20 protein-coding genes are annotated in these 19,303 nt (G+C 73.6%); 14 read left to right on the top strand and 6 right to left on the bottom strand.

Annotated elements, in window-relative coordinates; all coding sequences use genetic code 11:
• Positions 1-37: 37 nt before the first annotated feature.
• Positions 38-4,069 (bottom strand): HAMP domain-containing protein, encoded by a 4,032-nt coding sequence (locus tag ACPU2J_RS32200; RefSeq protein ID WP_420078482.1) that lies wholly within the window; start codon positions 4,067-4,069, stop codon positions 38-40.
• Between the two features lie 180 nt (positions 4,070-4,249).
• Between ACPU2J_RS32200 and ACPU2J_RS32195 the strand changes: the two genes are divergently transcribed.
• Positions 4,250-4,714, top strand: coding sequence for an ATP-binding protein (locus ACPU2J_RS32195; protein WP_365499806.1), 465 nt, complete (start codon positions 4,250-4,252; stop codon positions 4,712-4,714).
• Here ACPU2J_RS32195 and ACPU2J_RS32190 read toward each other — a convergent pair.
• Positions 4,709-5,056 carry an STAS domain-containing protein gene (locus tag ACPU2J_RS32190; RefSeq protein WP_361601558.1) on the bottom strand — a complete coding sequence of 116 codons (348 nt, stop codon included), beginning with the start codon at positions 5,054-5,056 and terminating at the stop codon, positions 4,709-4,711. The genes ACPU2J_RS32195 and ACPU2J_RS32190 overlap by 6 nt on opposite strands.
• Positions 5,057-5,296: 240 nt before the next feature.
• Here ACPU2J_RS32190 and ACPU2J_RS32185 point away from each other — a divergent pair, with 240 nt between their 5' ends.
• The 4 genes from ACPU2J_RS32185 (at position 5,297) to ACPU2J_RS32170 (ending at position 8,192) form a co-directional block, all read left to right on the top strand.
• Positions 5,297-6,217 (top strand): SigB/SigF/SigG family RNA polymerase sigma factor, encoded by a 921-nt coding sequence (locus tag ACPU2J_RS32185; RefSeq protein WP_399821832.1) that lies wholly within the window; start codon positions 5,297-5,299, stop codon positions 6,215-6,217.
• Between the two features lie 9 nt (positions 6,218-6,226).
• The gene (locus ACPU2J_RS32180) at positions 6,227-6,655 is read left to right on the top strand and encodes an STAS domain-containing protein (protein ID WP_420078483.1); all 429 of its coding nucleotides are present in this window, start codon (positions 6,227-6,229) and stop codon (positions 6,653-6,655) included.
• Entirely contained in the window at positions 6,652-7,599 is a 948-nt protein-coding gene (locus ACPU2J_RS32175; protein WP_423834626.1) for an anti-sigma factor RsbA family regulatory protein, read from the top strand. The genes ACPU2J_RS32180 and ACPU2J_RS32175 overlap by 4 nt, the downstream gene beginning before the upstream one ends.
• Before the next feature lie 227 nt (positions 7,600-7,826).
• A complete protein-coding gene (locus ACPU2J_RS32170) occupies positions 7,827-8,192 on the top strand; it encodes an ATP-binding protein (protein WP_423834625.1) in 366 nt (121 codons plus the stop codon).
• Between the two features lie 35 nt (positions 8,193-8,227).
• Here ACPU2J_RS32170 and ACPU2J_RS32165 read toward each other — a convergent pair whose 3' ends face one another.
• On the bottom strand, positions 8,228-8,482 hold the full coding sequence (locus ACPU2J_RS32165; RefSeq protein ID WP_361601573.1) for a DUF5133 domain-containing protein: 255 nt from the start codon (positions 8,480-8,482) through the stop codon (positions 8,228-8,230).
• Positions 8,483-8,623: 141 nt separating this feature from the next.
• On the opposite strand from ACPU2J_RS32165, the gene ACPU2J_RS32160 reads away from it, so the two are divergent.
• Both ACPU2J_RS32160 and ACPU2J_RS32155 read left to right on the top strand, forming a co-directional pair.
• The gene (locus tag ACPU2J_RS32160; protein ID WP_420078485.1) at positions 8,624-8,746 is read left to right on the top strand and encodes a hypothetical protein; all 123 of its coding nucleotides are present in this window, start codon (positions 8,624-8,626) and stop codon (positions 8,744-8,746) included.
• 40 nt (positions 8,747-8,786) lie between these two features.
• Positions 8,787-9,449 (top strand): DUF4230 domain-containing protein, encoded by a 663-nt coding sequence (locus ACPU2J_RS32155; RefSeq protein WP_420078486.1) that lies wholly within the window; start codon positions 8,787-8,789, stop codon positions 9,447-9,449.
• 51 nt (positions 9,450-9,500) lie between these two features.
• Here the strand turns inward: ACPU2J_RS32155 and ACPU2J_RS32150 are convergent, their stop codons facing one another.
• Both ACPU2J_RS32150 and ACPU2J_RS32145 read right to left on the bottom strand, forming a co-directional pair.
• Entirely contained in the window at positions 9,501-9,902 is a 402-nt protein-coding gene (locus tag ACPU2J_RS32150) for a VOC family protein (RefSeq protein ID WP_420078487.1), read from the bottom strand.
• A 62-nt stretch (positions 9,903-9,964) separates the two neighbouring features.
• Positions 9,965-11,065 carry a mechanosensitive ion channel family protein gene (locus ACPU2J_RS32145; protein ID WP_423834624.1) on the bottom strand — a complete coding sequence of 367 codons (1,101 nt, stop codon included), beginning with the start codon at positions 11,063-11,065 and terminating at the stop codon, positions 9,965-9,967.
• 293 nt (positions 11,066-11,358) lie between these two features.
• Here ACPU2J_RS32145 and ACPU2J_RS32140 point away from each other — a divergent pair, with 293 nt between their 5' ends.
• The 7 genes from ACPU2J_RS32140 (at position 11,359) to ACPU2J_RS32110 (ending at position 18,183) form a co-directional block, all read left to right on the top strand.
• Positions 11,359-12,324, top strand: a complete 966-nt coding sequence (locus tag ACPU2J_RS32140; RefSeq protein WP_420078489.1) for a YihY/virulence factor BrkB family protein — start codon at positions 11,359-11,361, stop codon at positions 12,322-12,324.
• A 96-nt stretch (positions 12,325-12,420) separates the two neighbouring features.
• Positions 12,421-13,083 carry a hydrolase gene (locus ACPU2J_RS32135; protein WP_361601591.1) on the top strand — a complete coding sequence of 221 codons (663 nt, stop codon included), beginning with the start codon at positions 12,421-12,423 and terminating at the stop codon, positions 13,081-13,083.
• A 5-nt stretch (positions 13,084-13,088) separates the two neighbouring features.
• Positions 13,089-13,631, top strand: coding sequence for a DoxX family protein (locus ACPU2J_RS32130; protein ID WP_423834623.1), 543 nt, complete (start codon positions 13,089-13,091; stop codon positions 13,629-13,631).
• 22 nt (positions 13,632-13,653) lie between these two features.
• A complete protein-coding gene (locus ACPU2J_RS32125) occupies positions 13,654-14,484 on the top strand; it encodes an alpha/beta fold hydrolase (protein ID WP_423834622.1) in 831 nt (276 codons plus the stop codon).
• Positions 14,485-14,585: 101 nt separating this feature from the next.
• Complete coding sequence (locus ACPU2J_RS32120; protein WP_423834621.1) at positions 14,586-15,539, top strand: alpha/beta hydrolase; 954 nt, start codon at positions 14,586-14,588, stop codon at positions 15,537-15,539.
• The gene (locus ACPU2J_RS32115) at positions 15,536-17,431 is read left to right on the top strand and encodes an amidohydrolase (protein WP_423834620.1); all 1,896 of its coding nucleotides are present in this window, start codon (positions 15,536-15,538) and stop codon (positions 17,429-17,431) included. The genes ACPU2J_RS32120 and ACPU2J_RS32115 overlap by 4 nt, the downstream gene beginning before the upstream one ends.
• Before the next feature lie 17 nt (positions 17,432-17,448).
• On the top strand, positions 17,449-18,183 hold the full coding sequence (locus ACPU2J_RS32110) for a hypothetical protein (protein ID WP_420078494.1): 735 nt from the start codon (positions 17,449-17,451) through the stop codon (positions 18,181-18,183).
• 52 nt (positions 18,184-18,235) lie between these two features.
• Here ACPU2J_RS32110 and ACPU2J_RS32105 read toward each other — a convergent pair whose 3' ends face one another.
• Positions 18,236-19,216 (bottom strand): helix-turn-helix domain-containing protein, encoded by a 981-nt coding sequence (locus tag ACPU2J_RS32105; protein WP_423834619.1) that lies wholly within the window; start codon positions 19,214-19,216, stop codon positions 18,236-18,238.
• Positions 19,217-19,303: the final 87 nt, after the last annotated feature.

Below are 19,303 nucleotides of genomic sequence, written 5' to 3'. Positions count from 1 at the left end.
CGGTGGCCGCGGGCGGGCGGGACCGGCCGGGTGGCGCTCACCGCGTGAGCCAGTGTCGGACGCGCGCGATCAGGTCGTCGGCGTCGACGGGCTTGGTCACGTAGTCGCTGGCGCCCGCGGCGAGGCTCTTCTCCCGGTCGCCGGGCATGGCCTTGGCGGTGACCGCGATGATGGGCAGGCCGGAGTGGGCGGGCATCCGGCGGATCTCGGCGGTCGCCGCGTACCCGTCCAGTTCCGGCATCATCACGTCCATCAGGATCAGGTCCACGCCGTGGTTGCGGGTGAGGGTCTCGATTCCCTTGCGCCCGTCCTCCGCGTGCAGGACGCGGACCCCGTGCAGTTCGAGCACGCCGCTGAGTGCGTACAGGTTGCGGGCGTCGTCGTCGACGACGAGGACGGTGCGCCCGGCGAGGTCGTCGTCGAGGACGTGGGCGGTCTGCTGCCGCTCCGCACCGCCCTGGGCGAGGGGCAGGACGTCGCTCGGCTGGTCGGCGGTGAGGTGGAGCACGATGCGCTCCCGGAGTTCGTCCAGGCTCGACAGCAGTTCCAGGCGGCGGGACGCGGCCCGCTCCCGCAGGACCCGCTCCTGCCCCGTCTTCAGCCGGGGGTTGTTGTGGGCGAGGACGGGGAGGCCGGCGAGCGCCGGGTCCCCGTCGAGCGCGTCGAGGAAGCGCAGCGCCTCGCCGTCGGGCATGTCGAGCTCGAGGACCACGCAGTGGAAGGAGTCGGCGGCCAGTGCGGCGGCCGCCTCCCGCGAACTGGTCGCGTTGACGACCTGGAGGCCGCCCCGGTCCCCCGCGGACCGGTGTCTGGGGGCGAAGTCCCGGTCGGCGCTCTCGGCGACGAGGGAGAGCAGGCCGCCCTGCCGCTCCTCGATCACCAGCAGCCGGCGTGCCTGCCGCTGGGCCGGGAGGGGACTGCCGGAACCGCCTGCCTCGACGGTCGTCGAGCCGCCGGCGCTCGGGGCGGCGGACGGGGTGTCGAAGGCGGGCACGTCCTCGTAGTCGGCCCGGCTGACCGGCAGGTAGAGGGTGAAGGTGCTGCCCTGGCCGGGGGTGCTCTCGGCGGTGACGGCGCCTCCGAGGAGCTGGGCGATCTCCCGGCTGATGGAAAGCCCGAGGCCGGTGCCGCCGTACTTGCGGCTGGTGGTGCCGTCGGCCTGCTGGAAGGCGCCGAACACCGACTCCAGCTGCTGCTCGGGGATGCCGATCCCGGTGTCCCGCACCCGGAAGGCGACCACCGGTCCGCGGCCGTGCAGCCCCGCGGGGACCTCGGGCGCGGCGGCCGGTTCGATGCGCAGCTCGACGCCGCCGCGCTCGGTGAACTTCACGGCGTTGGAGAGCAGGTTGCGCAGGACCTGGCGCAGCCGGGAGTCGTCGGTGAGCAGGCCGGTGGGGGCGTCGGGGGCGGTGGTGACGGTGAAGTCGAGGCTCTTCTGCGTGGTCATCGGGCGGAAGGTGGCGTCGACGTACTCCAGCAGCTGCGGCAGGTCGACCCGCTCGGGGTTGATGTCCATCTTGCCGGCCTCGACCTTGGACAGGTCGAGGATGTCGTTGATCAGCTGGAGGAGGTCGGACCCCGCCGAGTGGATGATGCCCGCGTACTCGACCTGCTTCGGGCTGAGGTTGCGGGTGGGGTTCTGGGCGAGCAGCTGGGCGAGGATGAGCAGGCTGTTGAGGGGGGTGCGCAGTTCGTGGCTCATGTTGGCCAGGAACTCGGACTTGTACTTGGAGGCCAGCGACAGCTGCTGCGCGCGGTCCTCCAGTTCCTGCCGGGCCTGTTCGATCTCCAGGTTCTTCGCCTCGATGTCGCGGTTCTGGCTGGCGAGGAGGGCCGCCTTCTCCTCCAGCTCGGCGTTGGAGCGCTGGAGTTCCTCCTGCTGGTCCTGGAGTTCCGCGGAGCGTGCCTGGAGTTCGCCGGTGAGCCGTTGGGACTCGCCGAGCAGCTCGTCCGTGCGGGCGTTGGCGACGATCGTGTTGACGTTGACGCCGATGGTCTCCATCAGCTGCCCGAGGAAGTCGCGGTGGACGGGCGTGAACGCGGCGAAGGAGGCGAGCTCGATGACCCCCAGCACCTGGTCGTCGACGACGATCGGCAGGACGATCAGGCTGCCGGGGGTGGTGTGGCCGAGGCCCGAGGAGATGACGTAGCCGGCGGGGACCTGGTCGGTGGCGATGATGCGGTGGCTGCGCGCGGCCTGTCCGACGAGGGACTCTCCCAGGGCGAATCCGGTGGAGTCCGGGGTGCCGGCCGGACGCCCGTAGGAGCCGACCAGGGTGAGGACGGTGCCGTGCGGGCCGTCCTCGGCGAGGTAGAAGGCACCGTACTGGGCGGCGACCAGCGGGGTCAGTTCGTCCATGACGAGCTCGGCGACGACCGCGAGGTCGCGGTGGCCCTGCATCAGGTCGGAGACGCGGGCCAGGTTGGTCTTGAGCCAGTCCTGTTCCTGGTTGGCCCGGGTGCTCTCGCGCAGCGACCCGACCATGGAGTTGATGTTGTCCTTGAGTTCGGCGACCTCGCCGGAGGCGTCGACGGTGATCGAACGGGTCAGGTCCCCCTCGGCGACCGCGCTGGCGACCTCGGCGATGGCGCGGACCTGCCGGGTGAGGTTCCCCGCGAGCTCGTTGACGTTCTCCGTCAGCCGCTTCCAGGTGCCGGAGACTCCCTCCACCTCGGCCTGGCCGCCGAGCCGGCCCTCGCTGCCGACCTCGCGGGCCACGCGGGTGACCTCGGCGGCGAAGGAGGAGAGCTGGTCGACCATGGTGTTGATGGTGGTCTTGAGTTCGAGGATCTCGCCGCGGGCGTCGACGTCGATCTTCTTGGACAGGTCGCCGTTGGCCACCGCCGTGGTGACGAGGGCGATGTTGCGGACCTGCCCGGTGAGGTTGTTCGCCATGGAGTTGACGTTGTCGGTGAGGTCCTTCCACGTGCCGGCCACGTTGGGGACCCGGGCCTGGCCGCCGAGCCGGCCCTCGGTGCCGACCTCGCGGGCGACGCGCGTGACCTCGTCGGCGAACGCGGAGAGGGTGTCGACCATGGTGTTGATGACCCCGGCGAGCGCGGCCACCTCGCCCTTGGCCTCCACCATGATCTTCTGGGAGAGGTCGCCGCGGGCGACGCCGGCGGCGACCTGGGCGATGGAGCGCACCTGGCCCGTGAGGTTGGACGCCATGACGTTGACGTTGTCGGTGAGGTCCTTCCAGGTGCCGGAGACCCCGCGGACGGTGGCCTGGCCGCCCAGGTTGCCCTCGGTGCCGACCTCGCGGGCGACGCGGGTCACCTCGTCGGCGAACGCGGAGAGCTGGTCGACCATCGTGTTGATGGTCTCCTTCAGCTCCAGGATCTCCCCGCGGGCGTCCACCCGGATCTTCTGCGTCAGGTCGCCCTGGGCCACCGCGGTGGTGACCTCGGCGATCGAGCGGACCTGCGCGGTCAGGTTGTCGGCCATGACGTTGACCGACTCCGTCAGGTCCTTCCAGGTGCCGGAGACGCCCTTGACGTCGGCCTGGCCGCCGAGGCGTCCCTCGGTGCCGACCTCACGGGCCACGCGGGTCACCTCGCCCGCGAAGCCGGAGAGCTGGTCGACCATCGTGTTGATGGTCTCCTTCAGCTCCAGGATCTCCCCGCGCGCGGTGACGGTGATCTTCTGGGAGAGGTCCCCCTTGGCCACGGCGGTCGCGACCTGGGCGATGGAGCGGACCTGGGCTGTGAGGTTTCCGGCCATGAAGTTGACCGAATCCGTCAGGTCCCGCCAGGCGCCCCCGACGCCCGGAACCTCCGCCTGGCCCCCGAGCGTGCCTTCGGTGCCCACCTCGCGCGCCACGCGCGTCACTTCGGACGTGAACAGCGACAGCTGGTCGGTCATCCCGTTGAAGACCGTGGCGATCTCGCCGAGCAGTCCGTCCGCGTGGTCGGGCAGCCGCGTACGGAAATCCCCGTCGCGCACGGCGGTCAGGCCGGCCAGCAGCCTACGGAGCTCCGCCTCGCCGATGCCGCTCTCGCCGATCCCGGTGTCCCCCGGAAGCGCCGCCGACCTGCTCAGTGGCTCCGTGCCCGTCCGCTCAGCCATCCCGCCAACCTCACTACGCACTGCCCACGATCAATAGGCGAAGGCTATCGCCGCCCGAAGGACCTTACGGCACCGCGATCACCCGGAAGCAACGCTTCCGCACCCCGCGGCGGAAGCGGGGGGTGTATGCCCGCACGGCGGGCAGACGAGCCGGTGACGGACGAAGACCGACGAAGTGGGGTGAGGACATTGGCCGTCAAGGCGGTGGGCTGGGCCCGTTCGTTCCCGGTGTCGAGGGGGGTACGGGCCGCCCGGCAGTGGACGGCCGGCCACCTGGCCTCGCTCACCTGGACCGAATCGGCCCCGGACACGGTGCATTCCGTCCTGCTCAGCGTGTCCGAGCTGGTCACCAACGCCCACCTGCACGCGGCGGGCACCGCACACCTGGTGCTGACGTGGGACGGCTGCTGCCTCCACGTCAGCGTCGCCGACTCCGACCCCCGCCTGCCGCGGCCCCGCGAGGAGGCGGCCCGCTCGGACGCCGGCGCCACCTCGGGCCGCGGGCTCGGGATCGTCGCCACCCTGGCCGACGACTGGAGCGTGCACGCCGTCCACGGGGGCAAGGCGATCACGGCCTGCTTCCGCCCCGGGGGCGGTCCCTCCCCGCACCGCGAGCGGGCGCCCTCCGGGCCGGCCGCCTCATGACACGCGGGCCGCGTCCTCGACGGTCGGGTGCAGGGACAGCACCGTATCGGCACCCGTCAGGGCGAACAGGCGGCGGAGCTGCTCGCCGGGGGCGGCGATGCGCAGGGTGGTGTGGTGGTGCAGGCGCAGCAGCAGGTTCAGGAACGACGAATCCCCGAAGGTGATGGAGGTGGCGTCCAGCACCACCATCCCGTGCCGGTCCGCCGCGGCGGCCAGCGCCTCCTCCAACGGGGCCAGCGTGTCCTGGTCCAGCTCGCCGTGCGCGGCCACCACCCACCCGGCGCCCGCCGGGTAGCCCTCCCCGACGACGCCTTCGTGGTTCGCGTCCCTTGCTCCGGTCATGTCCGCCTCCGCCTCCCCGGATCGTCACCTACGGGCTCCGCAAGGGAGTATGCCTGCTCATCGGCCGACCCGGACCTCCGGGAGCTCGGCACACGCACCACCGCGGCGGCCTCCGCCCGCCCGGCCGCACGGAGGCGGAGAAAGAAAATCAAAAAAGATCAGGAGCGGGACGCGTAGGAACGCGAAGTCGGGGCACAAGCGCCCGAGCAGCCGTCAGTCACCAGGGAGGGAACGGCCACCATGTCTCGTTCGGCCACAGCCGTAAGCCCCGTTCGCGCAACAGACGCACAGGTCGCTCCGACCGTGCCCGGCGACACGCAGGCCCCACCCCAGGACCTGACACTGCCCGAGGTGAAGAACGCCCGCGAGGTGGCGCCCGGTGACGCGCGCGAGCTGTCGAAGCTCTTCTTCGGCAGGCTCCGCACCCTGGAAGAGGGCACGCGCGAGTACCAGTACGCCCGCAACACCCTGATCGAGATGAACCTCTCCCTCGTCCAGTTCGCGGCACGGCGCTTCCGGGCCCGCGTGATGGGCGGCGGCCTGGACATGGACGACATCATCCAGGTGGGCATCATCGGCCTCATCAAGGCCATCGACCGCTACGACCCCGAGCGCGAGGTCGAGTTCTCCACGCTCGCCCTCCCCTACATCACCGGGGAGATAAAGCGGTACTTCCGCGACTCCACCTGGGCCGTGCACGTGCCGCGCCGCCTCCAGGAGCTGCGGACCGAACTGGCCAAGGCCCAGGAGGCGCTCACCGACGTCCTGGGGCGCGCCCCGACGGTCAAGGAGGTCGCCCAGCACCTGGAGCTGACCGAGGAGCAGGTCATCGACGGTCTGGTGGCCGCGAACGGCTACACGAGCGGGTCCCTGGACACCGCCGAGGCCGAGGAGACCTCGACGGCCACGCGCACGACGCGGCCGCTCGCGGAACGGATCGGCCAGCCCGACCCGGCCATGGAGCTCTTCGAGGACTTCCACACGCTCGGGCCGCTGCTGGAGCAGCTGGACGAGCGCGACCGGGTGATCCTGCAGCTGCGCTTCGGGCAGGAGAAGACCCAGGCCGAGATCGGCGCCGAACTGGGCATCTCCCAGATGCAGGTCTCGCGCCTGCTCTCGCGGACCCTGACCCGGCTGCGTGCCGGAATGCTCTCCGGGTAGGCAGCGGGCATGCCACCCCACCCGCACGGCGGACCCGTCCCGCCCTCCGTCCCGTCGGCGCTGCTCGACGACCTCGGATGGCCGGACGCCGTCGTACGGCTCGCCCACACCGGTCACGGTGCGGCGGCGGCCTCCCTGAGCGCCCTGCCGTTGTGCGACCGTCCCGGCGCCCTGCTGCGGGGCAGCTGCGACATCGACACCCGCCCGGTACTCTGTGCCGCGCTCGGCGTCGTCACGCGCATCCCGGGGCGGGTCGTGCACCTCGACCTCGCGGCCGTGCCCTTCCTGGACACGGCCGCGGTCGCGGCGCTCGTCCAGGCCACCGCCACCCTCACCGGACAGGGGCGTCGCCTGCTGCTCCACCACCCGCCGTACTCGCTCCGCAAGGTAGTGGAGATGTTCCCGGACGAATGTGCCGCCCTGGAGGTCGCAGCATGACCAACGTGCCAGGGTCCGCCGACCCCGGGGCCTTCCTCCACCCCGCCCTCTTCTACGAGGGCCAGGCACAGTACCTGGACGAGGTGGGGGCGTTCGTGCTGGCCTCCCTGGCGGCCGAGGAGCCGGTGCTCGTGGCCGTACCCGGGGCCCGCCTGGACGCCCTGCGCGAGAGCCTGGGCGCGGACGCGTCCGCGGTGACCTGGACGGACATGGAGCAGGCCGGCCGCAACCCCGGCCGCATCCTCGCGGACCTGCAGGAATTCGCCGACCGGCACCCGGGCCGTCCGGCCCGGATCGTGGGCGAACCGATATGGCCCGGGCGCTCGCCGGCGGAGCTGCTGGAGGCCACCCGCCACGAGGCCCTGATCAACACGGCCTTCGCGGGCCGCCCCGCCACCGTGCTGTGCCCGTACGACGTGCGGAGGCTGCCGGCCGCGGCGGTGTCGGACGCCCGGCGCACCCACCCGACGGTGATCGAGAAGGGCGCCCGGGGAGCCAGCCCGGCCTACGCCGGCGCCTCCCCCGTCTGCGCGGACTGCGACACCCCCCTCCCGGAGCCCGACGGCCCCGCGCCGTGGCTGGCGTACGCGCACGGCCGGCTCGGCGAGGTCCGCGAGTACGCCGAGAACTGGGCCCTCGGCACGGCCCTGAGCCCGCTCCGCCGGGGGGACCTCGTCCTCGCGGTCAGCGAGGCGGCCGCCAACTCCCTCGCGCACGGCGGCGGGAAGGGGGCCCTCCGGCTGTGGAGCACCCCCGGGAACGGCGTGGTGGCCGAGATCCGTGACGGCGGCCGGCTGGCCGACCCGCTCGCGGGGCGGCGCCGCCCCACCCTGGCCTCGGCCCACGGCGGCCGCGGCCTGTGGATGATCCACCAGCTGTGCGACCTGGTCGAGATCCGCGCGGCGGCGGACGGCCTCACGCTGAGACTGCACATGAGCACCTGAGCACCGCGTGAGAGCGGCGACCGCCCGGTGATCCGCAGTGCAGGCCCTACACTGTCACGGGCGTGCGCGGGGCCGTGGAGGTACGCGCGAGCAGGGGCCAGTGTCGACGACGGGGGTGAGGGACCACAGTGGAATCCATCGGGCCGGGGGCCGGCGATCCTCATCCCGCCGGGCTGTCCGTGGCCGGGCAGCGGCGTCGGCTTGCCCTGTCCGGGGTGCGCGGCCACGTGGCGAAGGGGCGCGACTTCACGCACCAGGCGCTGCGGGACTGGGGCTGGGACGGCACGGAGACCGCCGACGACGTCCTGCTGCTCGTCTCCGAGCTGCTGACCAACGCCTCGCTGCACGCGGGCGGCTGCGTCGAACTCGTCCTGACGTCCGGCACGGCGCTGCGGATCGAGGTCTTCGACGCCACGACGACGCTCCCCCGGCGTCACCCGTCCCCGCAGCGCGGCCTGCCGGGCGGGCACGGCCTGTACATCGTGGAGCGCCTCTCCGACCGGTGGGGCAGCACCGTCCACGACGGCGGCAAGGCCGTCTGGGCGGAGATCGAGGCGTCCCGGCTGACCTCGGGCAGGCCCGCCGGCGCGTGATCCCGGCCGGGGCCGGGGCCGGCGGGCCCCGCCGGTCAGGAGGCCGCGGAGCGGCGCGGCACGGGCCGCGGTCCGAGCACCGAGTCGTCGTGGATCCGGGCGCCGGGCAGACCGTAGCGGGCCGCCGCGAGGGCGGCGTGCACGTCGGAGGTGCCCGTGGCGACGCACAGCAGGGCAGCCGCGTCCTCGAGGCGGCGGGCCGGCACGGTGCCGTCCCGCGCGTCCAGGACCGAGAGGGCCCAGTAGCGGTCGACGAGGCCGGAGAGCACTGCCGGGTGAGCCATGAGCATGGACGGTTCCTTTCGGATGGCCGGTCGGTTCGTCGAACCCCGCGTTCCCGTGAATCGGTGCGCGTACACGTCCCGCCGACCGTCCCCGTACACGTCCCGCCGACGGGGCGTCATCCCGGCGGACGGGGGCATCCGCCCGGTATGGAATCGCATCCGTACGTCCCGCTGGCCCTGAACCCGGCGCCCGGCCCCGCCTGGATCCACCTGGCCGTCATCGCCTTCGCCCTCCTCGTCCTCGTGCACTCCCTGGCACGGCACCGGTAGACAGCCGCCTGCCGAGCGGTTCCCGGGGTATCCGGGGTACATGGAGACCTCATCGGAACGGACGGGCGGCGCGCGCCGCCCGTGGTGGGCGCGGATCGCCGTCGCCCTGGCTGTGGTCGCGGTACTGGCCGTCCTCGTCGGGCAGTTCGGGCGGGTGTCGTGGTTCGGTGACCTGTTCGGCGGGCAGACCCGGGACCGGTCCGGGCCGGCGCTGCTCAAGTCCCTCCAGGACATGCACCGTTACGAGGCCGCCGTCGGCAACTTCCAGGTCGTGGTGGACCTGGAGAAGGACGCGGCCTTCCTGCCCGACGCGATCCGCGGCACCCGCACCCTGTACGTCGGAGCCGGCTCGGTCAGCGGCTACGTCGACCTCGGCGGCCTGGACGAGGGGAACGTGACCGTCGACGCCGACCGCACCGCGGCGACGATCCGGCTGCCGCGCCCGGTGCTCGGCGCGACGGCCCTGGACCCGGAGCGCTCGTACGCGGTGTCGAAGCAGCGCGGCCTGCTGGACCGGATCGGGGACCTGTTCTCCGACAACCCGGCCGGTGAGCAGGCCGTGCAGAAGCTGGCCGCCCAGCACATCCAGGAAGCGGCCCGGGACAGCGGTCTCGCGGAGCGCGCCGAGCAGAACACCACCTCCATGCTGGAGGGCCTGCTGCGGTCCCTCGGCTTCCGCACGGTGCACGTCAGCTACGGGTGAGGTGCCGGGCGCGGCGCGCCCGGCACCCCGGCACGTCCAGATCGGGACCGGTCAGTCCCGGCCGGTCACGGCGAGCACGAACGCGTGGCCGGCCGGGTCCGCGTAGCGGCGCAGGGTGGTGCGGCTGCCCGGAGGTGCCCCGTCGTCCTCGGCGGCCACCGGGCGGGCCCCGAGCGCCACGGCCTCGCGCTCGGCCTCGTCGAGGCCCTGCTCCGCGACGAGTATGCGCAGATGGGGCTGGTGGGAGCCTTCCGGGAGGGGCCAGCTCGGCGGGACCCGGCCGAGGTCGCGGCGCACGCCCAGCACCACCCCGGTGGCGCCGGTGACGAGGAGGAGGTCCCCGTCCCCCGGCGCGGGGCCCACGGTGCCGCCGAGCAGGTCGGCGTAGAACCGTGCCAGGGGTTCGGGCTCGGCACTGTCGAGGACGAGAACGGTCGTCTTGGGTACGGTCATGCAGCCCGTGTGCCCGGGGCGGGCCCCGGTACACGGCGGGCGGGGCCGGTGGGGCGCCGGGGTCAGCGTCGGCCGCCCTGCTTCGGGACGCGTCCCGTGGTCCCGGGGCCGAACGGGGCGGAGCCCGCGTCCGGGGCGGGTGCGAGGACCAGACGGGGCAGGGCCTCGGGGTGCTTCTCCGAGAGCCAGGTGATCAGCTGCTCCCGGACGGCACAGCGGACCGTCCACAGGTCGTCGGCGTCCTTGGCGGTGACGATGGCCCGCACCACCATGGTGGACGGGGTCGTCTCGGTGACGGCGACGTCCCAGCCGCGGCCGTCCCACTCCGGGCAGCGGTGCAGGATCTCGTGGACCTTCTCGCGGATGAGGTCGACGGGCGCCGCGTGGTCGCAGTGGAGGAAGACGGTGCCGGTCATCTGGACCCCGCCGCGCGACCAGTTCTCGAAGGGGCGGGTGGTGAAGTACGAGACGGGCATGGTGATCCGGCGTTCGTCCCAGGTGCGGACGGCGAGGAAGGTGAGGGTGATCTCCTCCACGACCCCCCATTCGCCGGCGACGACGACCGTGTCCCCGATGCGCACCATGTCGCCGAACGCGATCTGGAAGCCGGCGAACAGGTTGCCCAGCGTGGACTGGGCGGCTATGCCCGCGACGATGCCGATGATGCCGGCGGAGGCCAGCACGGAGGTGCCGAGCGCGCGGAAGCTCGGGAAGGTCAGCAGCATCGCCGCGACCGCGACGACGCCCACGACGGCGGTCACGACCCGCATGATCAGGGTCACCTGGGTGCGGACCCTGCGGACCCTGGCCGGGTCGCGGGTGCCGATCGCGTAGCGCGCGTACCCGGACTCGACCACGGCGGAGGCCAGGCCGACGACGAGCCAGGCGCCCGCGCCGATCAGCACGAGCGAGAGGACCCGGCCGACGCCCGCCTCGTGGTCTTGGAGGGGCTGCCACTGGGTCTGCCGGTAGGCACCCCTGAGCAGGGCGGCGAACAGCACGATCTGCAGGGCGGGGCGGCAGCGGCGCAGCGCGTTCCACAGCGGCGTTTCGGGGTGGCGTACGTCGGCTCGGCGCAGCAGCCGGTCGACGGCCCATCCGGCCGCGACGGTGAGCAGTGCCGAGCCGCCCAGGACGGTCAGGAGGCGAAGAGCGGTGTTCATGTCTCCTCAGCTGATGTTGGCGGCATGGACTTCACTCGCCTGCCCCACGAGGGAGCACCGACACCGAAGGAGGTTCTTCTTCCGAGGTGCGTTTGGGTCCTCGGTTCGGGGCCATACGCGCAGTGGTCGGCAGGCCGCCGTTCGAGCGGGGCGGCGACCCGCCGGGTACGGCGGCCGCACGCGGTGTCCCCTTCCCCCCGGGCACCGGGTGCGGCCGCCGTACCCGTCTCCACCGGTCGCAGCCGGACGCACCAGCGCGCATGGCACCGGGGTCCGCGGGGAACGCGCGTTCCGTGACAGACATCCCGGGCTCCGCCCTGCACCGAGCGGGCCGAGCCTCCGCCCTGGCGGCGCGCACCCGCCTCGCCCTCGTGCGCACCCGCGCCGCCCTCGTGCGCACCGCCGTGCGCGTATGGACCGACAACGTCGCCGACCAGGCGGCGGCCCTCACCTACTACGCCGTCCTGGCCCTGCTGCCCGCGCTCGTCATCGCCGTGTCCCTGGTGGGCCTGCTGGGCGCGGAGAGCCGGGACCGGCTGGTGGCCGGGCTCACCTCGTACGCCCCACCCCAGTCCGCACAGGTGCTGCGCGAAGCGCTCGACGGGCTCTCGGCGGCGCACACGTCGATCTGGGCCCTGCTGATCGGTGCGGTCGTCAGCGCGCTCTGGTCGGCGTGCAGTTACCTCGCGGTCTTCCGGCGCGCCCTGCACACGATGCACCGGGTGCCCGACACGCGGCCGCCGCTGCGGGCCGCGCACACCCTGGTCATGACGGCGGCGCTGCTGCTGGTGCTGCTCGTGGCGGGCGCCGCCGGGCTGGTCCTGTCGGGCCCCGCGGCCCGGTGGGCGGTCCGGGCGGCGGGCGGGGGCAGCGTGCACGGCATCACGCTGCTGCGCTGGCCGGTGCTGCTGCTGGTGGTCACCCTGCTGGTCCTGGTCCTCTTCCGGACGGGGCCGGCCCAGAGCCGGGGGACCCGCCGCGGGCTGCCGGGCGGTGTCCTCGCCGCGCTGCTCTGGCTGGGGGCCTCGGGGCTCTTCACGCTGTACACCGAACTGGGCACCTACGGGCGGCTGTACGGCTCGCTGGCCGGGATCGTGGTCTTCGTGATCTGGCTGTGGTTCGCCAATCTCGCCCTGCTCGTCGGCGCCCGGTTCAACGCCGAACGCGCGCTGGACCGCGACCGGGACGGGGGCACCGCGCCGCCGCCGCACGGTGCGCCCGCGGACAAGACGCCGGGCGCGCAGGGGCAACTCGACTGATCCTCGCGGACCTACGTTCGGGGAGTGACCGGCCGCGCCGCACGGCGCGTGGTCACTCCCCTTACTCATGGCTCTTCCTGCGAGAGGACTCCCCTCATGTTCGACATCACCCGGGTGCACGCCGCCCCGAGCGCGGACCTGCTCACGCCCGACAACGCGGTCATGCTCTTCGTGGACCACCAGCCGCAGATGTTCTTCGGGACCGGAAGCGGGGACCGCACGGCGATCATCAACAGCACGGTGGGGCTGGCGAAGGCGGCCCGGGCCTTCGACGTCCCGGCCGTCCTGACCACGGTCGCCGCCGAGTCCTTCTCCGGTCCGCTCCTGCCGCAGCTGGCGTCCGTCTTCCCCGGCCAGAAGCCCGTGGACCGCACCAGCATGAACGCCTGGGAGGACGAGGCGCTGGTCGAGGCGGTCCGCGCCACCGGCCGCCGGAAGATCGTGCTGTCCGGTCTGTGGACCGAGGTCTGCCTGGTGCTGCCCGCGCTGTCCGCACTGGAGCAGGGCTACGAGGTCTACGTGGTCACCGACGCCTCCGGCGGGGTGAGCCCGGCCGCCCACGAGCACGCCGTGCAGCGGATGGTCGCCGCGGGCGCGGTGCCGGTCACCTGGGTGCAGGTCCTGCTGGAGCTCCAGCGCGACTGGGCCCGCCAGGAGACGTACGGCGCCGTCATGGAGATCGTCAAGGAGCACGCGGGCGCCTACGGCCTGGGGGTCGTGTACGCGCAGTCGGTCATCGGCGCGCACGCCGCCGGCTGACCCCCTTGGACACCGGCCTCCTTCTCCTGCGGCTGCTGGTGGGCCTGCTCATCGCCGGCCACGGGGTCCAGAAGATCAGCTCGCACCTCGGGGGCACGGGCCTCCAGGGCGGTGCGCGGGAGTTCCGCGCGGACGGGTTCCGCGGCGGTGCCCTGACCGCCCTGGCGGCCGGCGCCGGCCAGATCGGCTCCGGTCTGCTGCTGGCCTGCGGACTCCTGACCCCGCTCGCCGCCACGGGCGCCATCGGCGTCATGACCGTCGCCCTCACCGTGAAGTGGCCGAACGGCCTCTGGGTGCAGGACGACGGCTACGAGTACCCGCTCGTCCTGATCGGCACGGCCGCCGCCCTCGCCGCCACCGGTCCCGGGAACTGGTCCCTGGACCGGCTGCTCGGCCTCGCCCCGTACCCGCTGTGGTGGACGGCCGTGGTCCTCGCCGCCGGGGTCGGCAGCGGGCTGCTCACCCGGCTCGTCCTGCACCGCCCGCCGGCCGCCCGGCCCGGCCCGGCCTCACCCGCCCGCACCCACACCCGCACCCACACCCACTGACACACCGAACAGGAACACACCCATGCCCTACATCGACGTCGCGGAGGGCAACTCCGCCCCCGTCCGGCTCCACTACGAGGACCACGGAACCGGCCGCCCCGTCGTCCTGATCCACGGCTGGCCTCTGAACGGGGCCTCCTGGGAGAAGCAGACCGCCGCGCTGCTGGCCGCCGGCCACCGGGTCGTCACGTACGACCGGCGCGGCTTCGGCCGCTCCGACCAGCCCGCGGACGGATACGACTACGACACCTTCGCCGCCGATCTCGACCGGCTGCTGACCGTCCTCGACCTGCGCGACGCCGCCCTGGTCGGCTTCTCCATGGGCACCGGCGAGGTGACCCGCTACCTGGGGACCTACGGGTCGGAGCGGATCGAGCGCGCCGTCCTGATCGGCGTGGTGCCGCCGTTCCTCCTCAAGACCGTCGACAACCCGGCCGGCGTCGAGGCCTCGGTGTTCCAGGGCATCGAGGAGGCCCTGCGCGCCGACCGGTTCGCCTTCATGACTGACTTCCTCGCCGACTTCTACAACATGGACGTGCTGGGCGGCGAGCGGATCAGCGAGGAGGTCGTCCGGGCGAGCTGGAACGTCGCCGTCGGCGCCTCCGCCAAGGGCACCCTGGACTGCGTACGGGCCTGGCTCACCGACTTCCGCGAGGACCTGCCCCGCATCGACGTCCCCACCCTGATCATCCACGGCGACGCCGACCGCACCCTGCCCATCGACTCCACCGCCGTCCCGCTGTCGCGCAGCATCGCCGGGGCCGAGCTGAAGACCGTCGCCGGCGGGCCGCACGGTCTGCTGTGGACCCACGCCGACGAGGTGAACGCCGCCCTGCTCGCCTTCCTCGGCTGAGCGGGTCCCGCTACGGCGTGCCGGTGGCCGTCTCCCTCACCGGAGCGGCCGCCGGCGCGATCCTGAACCGCCCACCACTTCCCCCAAGGAGTTCCCCCGCCATGTCGAACCGCCCCGTCCTGGAGCCCGCCGCCCAGGCCTTCGCCGACGCCACCGCCACGCCCCCGTTCCTCTACGAGATCCCCGTGGCCGAGGGCCGCAAGGCCGTCGACGAGGTCCAGAACGGCGAGGGCGTCACCCTCCCGTCCGTGGACGACGAGTGGCTGACCGTGCCCGGCGGCCCCACCGGCGAGGTCCGCGCCCGCATCGTCCGCCCGGCGGGCGCCACCGGCCCGCTGCCGGTGATCCTCTACATCCACGGCGCGGGCTGGGTCTTCGGCAACGCCCACACCCACGACCGGCTGGTCCGCGAGCTGGCCGTCGGTGCCGGGGCGGCCGTGGTCTTCCCCGAGTACGACCTCTCGCCCGAGGCCCGGTACCCGGTGGCCATCGAACAGAACTACGCCGTCGCCCGCTGGATCACCACCGAGGGCCACCGGCACGGCCTCGACGGCGGCCGCCTCGCCGTCGCGGGCGACTCGGTCGGCGGCAACATGAGCGCCGCGCTCACCCTGATGGCCAAGGAGCGCGGCGACGTCCGCCTCGTCCAGCAGGTCCTCTTCTACCCCGTGACCGACGCCTCCTTCGACACCGGGTCCTACCTGCAGTTCGCCGAGGGGTACTTCCTGCGCCGCGACGCGATGCGCTGGTTCTGGGACCAGTACACGACCGACCCCGCCCAGCGCGCCGAGATCACCGCCTCGCCGCTGCGGGCCGACTCCGGGCAGCTCGCCGGGCTGCCGCCCGCCCTGGTCGTCACGGCCGAGGCGGACGTGCTGCGCGACGAGGGCGAGGCGTACGCGGCGAAGCTGCGGGAGGCCGGCGTACCGGTCACCGCGCTGCGCGCGCTCGGCACCATCCACGACTTCGTGATGCTGAACGCCCTGCGGGAGACCGCGGCCGCCTCGCTCGCCATCGGACTCGCCGTCACCACCCTGCGCGAGGCCCTGGCATGAGCGGCTCCACCGGCATGCCCGTGGCCGGCATACGCCCGGCCGAGGCGCCCGCCCCGCGCGGCGCCCCGGCCGATCTCCTCGTCCGCAACGCCAAGGTGTACACCGGGGACCCGGCCCGGCCCGGGGCCCGGGGCCTGGCCGTCCGCGACGGCCGGATCACGGCCCTCGGCGACGACCACGACCTCGCCGCGCTGGTCGGCCCGGACACCCGCGTGGTCGACGCCCTCGGCCGCCGGGTGGTCCCCGGTCTGAACGACTCCCACCTGCACGTCATCCGCGGCGGCCTGAACTACGTGCTGGAGCTGCGCTGGGACGGGGTGCGCAGCCTGCGCCACGCGCTGGCCATGCTCCGGGAACAGGCCGGCCGCACGCCCAGGGGCCAGTGGATCCGGGTGGTCGGCGGCTGGACGGCCGAGCAGTTCGCGGAGCGGCGCATGCCGACCGTCGCCGAGCTGAACGCCGCCGCTCCCGACACGCCCGTCTTCGTCCTGCACCTCTACCAGTCCGCCCTGATGAACCGGGCCGCGGTCCGGGCCGCCGGCTACACGCGGGACACCCCCGACCCGCGCGGCGGCCAGATCGTCCGCGGCCGGGACGGCGAGCCGACCGGAGTGCTGCTGGCGGCGCCCGGGGCCCTGCTGCTGTACTCCACGCTGGCCAAGGCCCCGGCCCTGGACGCGGCGGACCGGCGGACGTCCACCGTGCACTTCCTGCGGGAGCTCAACCGCTTCGGCCTCACCTCGGCGCTCGACGCGGCCGGCGGCTTCCAGAACTTCCCCGACGACTACGGGGCGGTCGTCGACCTGGCGCGCTCGGGGGAACTCTCCCTGCGCATCGCCTACTTCCTCTTCCCGCAGACGGCGGGACAGGAGCTCGCCGACCTCCGGCGCTGGACGCAGACGGTCCGGCCCGGGGACGGCGACGAGTGGCTGCGCCTGGCGGGCGCCGGGGAGAACCTCACCTGGGCCGCCGCCGACTTCGAGAACTTCGCCGAGCCACGGCCCGTCCTGGGACCCGGCTACGAGACGGAGTTCGCGCAGGCGGTGCGCCTGCTGACGGAGAACGGCTGGGGTTTCCGGCTGCACGCCACCTACGACGAGACCATCCGCCGCGATCTGGCGGTGTTCGAGAGGCTCGCGGCCGACGGTCTCTTCCCCGCAGGGCGCCGCTGGCTCTTCGACCACGCCGAAACCGCCTCCGACAACAGCCTGGAGCGCATCGCCGCGCTGGGCGGCGCCGTGTCCGTGCAGAACCGGATGTCCTTCCAGGGCACCGCGTTCCTCGACCGGTACGGGGCGGAGGCGACCGCCCGGACCCCGCCGGTGCGGTCCATGCTGGAGCACGGGCTGACGCTCGCCGCGGGGACCGACGCGACCCGGGTGTCCTCGTACAACCCCTGGGTGGCACTGCACTGGCTGGTGACCGGACGCACCGTCGGCGGCACGGCCCTCTACCCTCCGGCGAACCTGCTCGGCCGGGAGGAGGCCCTCGGCCTGTACACCCTGGGCGGGGCGCGGCTCACCGGCGAGGAGGACGTCAAGGGGGTGCTGCGGGAGGGCTGCTACGCCGACCTGGCGGTCCTCTCGCAGGACTACTTCACGGTGCCCGACGCCGAGATCCCGGACATCGAGTCCGTGCTGACCGTCGTCGGGGGGCGCATCGTGCACGCGCGGGCCGAGTACGCGGGCATGGACGAGGCCGTGCCGCCGGTCTCCCCTGCGTGGAGTCCCGTGGCGCGGTTCGGCGGGTACGCCTCGGGGTCCCGTCAGGCCGAGGCGATGGCCGAGGCCGTCGCCGAGTCGGAGCGGCACCGCGCCTGGCGGGCCGCCCGCGGAGACAGCGCGACCGGGCCGGCCGCCCGGGGTCCCGTCGACCCGTGCTTCGCACCGTGAACGGGGAGGAACGGCGGATGAGTACGGATCCTGCCGCGGGGAGCCCCGCGGCCGCACCCGACGGGGATCCCGGCGGCTCCGGGCGCCGGTTCGAGCCGGACCTGCGGGCGATGACGCGGATCAACCTGCACCCGGTGGCCTCGCCCCTGCCGCTGGGCTTCTTCACCGTGGCCTTCGCGTCCGTGCTGACGGGCTGCCAGCAGCTGGGGGTGTTCGACGCGGCGGACCGGCGGGCGGTCGCCCTGTGCGTGCTGCCGGCCTTCGCCCTGCAGTTCCTCGTGAGCGTCCTCGCCTTCGGTGCCCGGGACGTGATCGCGGCGACCCTGATGGGCACGTTCGCGGGCAGTTGGCTCGCGTACGCGCTGGTGATGGGGACGGGAGCGGCCGGCGGTCCGGCGGTGCTCGGCGTGTTCAACCTGGCGCTGCTGTGCTTCGGCGTGCTGCTGGCCGCGGTGACCGGGCCCAAGCGGGCCCTGTGGCTGGTCCTGGTGGCCTCCCTGCCCCGCTGGGCGGCCACGGGACTGGCGGGGCTGACCGGGGCGGAGTGGCTCGTGCGTACGGCCGGAGGGCTCGGGATCCTGGTGGCGCTGGTGGCGGCGTACGCGGCGTACGCGCTGATGCTGGAGGACGTGCGGGGTGAGGAGGTGCTCCCGATCGGCCGCAGCGGGCCGGCCCACCACGCGGTGGAGGGCGGCCTCGGGGTGCAGTTGCGCAATCTGGAGCGGCAGGCGGGGGTGCGGCGCACCCTGTGACGGGGGACGCCGGGAGCGGAGCCCGAGGGCGGGTCCGGAACGGTGCCGGGCATCAGGTCCGGCACCGTTCCGGACCGGCGGGGGCCAGGCCGGCCGACTGCCACTCGCGGGGCGACATCCCGTACGCGTCCCGGAAGGCCCGGCTGAAGTGGGAGGGGCTGACGAAGCCCCAGCGCTGGGCCACCGCCGACACCGACGGTGCGCTCCCCCGCGGCCGGGCCAGCTCCCGCCGGCACCGCTCCAGCCGCTCTCGCCGGATCCAGCGGCCGACGGTGGTCCCTTCGGCCTGGAAGAGCTTGTGCAGGTACCGCACCGAGATGTGGTGCTCGGCCGCGATCCGCTCCGGGGACAGACCACGGTCGCCGAGGTGGCGCAGGACGTGGTCCTGGACGCGGGCGAGCATGGCCCGCGCCGTTTCCGGGGCCTGCGGGTCCGGTGCGCCCTGCCGTTCCCGGACCAGGAGGGTCAGCAGGTCGGTGGTGGTGAGGGCGAGCCGGTGGGCGGTGTCGGCGTCGAAGCCGGCGGCCCGTTCGGCGAGGCCGGCCAGGTAGCCCGCCACCAGTCCGGAGGTTCCGGCGCTGCCGCTGAACAGGGTGCCCGTGACGGCTCTCAGCTCGGCGTCGGTGACGCCGAGTCCCGCTTTGGGCACCCGGAACGCGGTGAAGCGGAAGTCGTCGGGCTGCTCCCGCAGGAAGGGCCGGCCCGCGTCCGAGCAGGTGAAGCTGCCCGGACCGACCAGGGCCTGGCGGCCGTCCTGGGTGAGCCGGGCGGTGCCGCGCTGCTGGAGGGTGACGGTCAGGTACTCCCCGCCGCCCTGGGAGATCCGGCGCCGGCTGCGGGAGACGGTCTGGGGACCGGCCTCGACCACCGAGATCCGCAGCGGCCCGAGCCGTTCGCTGGAGATGTTCCAGGCCGGGGGCACCGGTTCGTGCAGGACGACGTCGAGCGGGACGAAGGTGCCGGACACCAGGTGGTGCCAGTGGTCGGCCCGCTCCGACGGGGAGAGCGGCGGGGTGGGCGGTGCGGCTGTCATGGGGAACTCCGGTTGCGGTGCGGGGCGTTCTGCTCCCACTCTCCGCCGGTCCGCGGTCCGCGCCATCCGTCACATGACTTGCGTCGT

The organism is Streptomyces manipurensis, assembly GCF_049570255.1.
In the GTDB taxonomy this organism is placed as follows: Bacteria; Actinomycetota; Actinomycetes; order Streptomycetales; family Streptomycetaceae; genus Streptomyces; species Streptomyces manipurensis.
The sequence above is the reverse complement of the archived record's forward strand: the minus strand, read 5'-3'. Positions and strand labels throughout refer to the sequence as shown.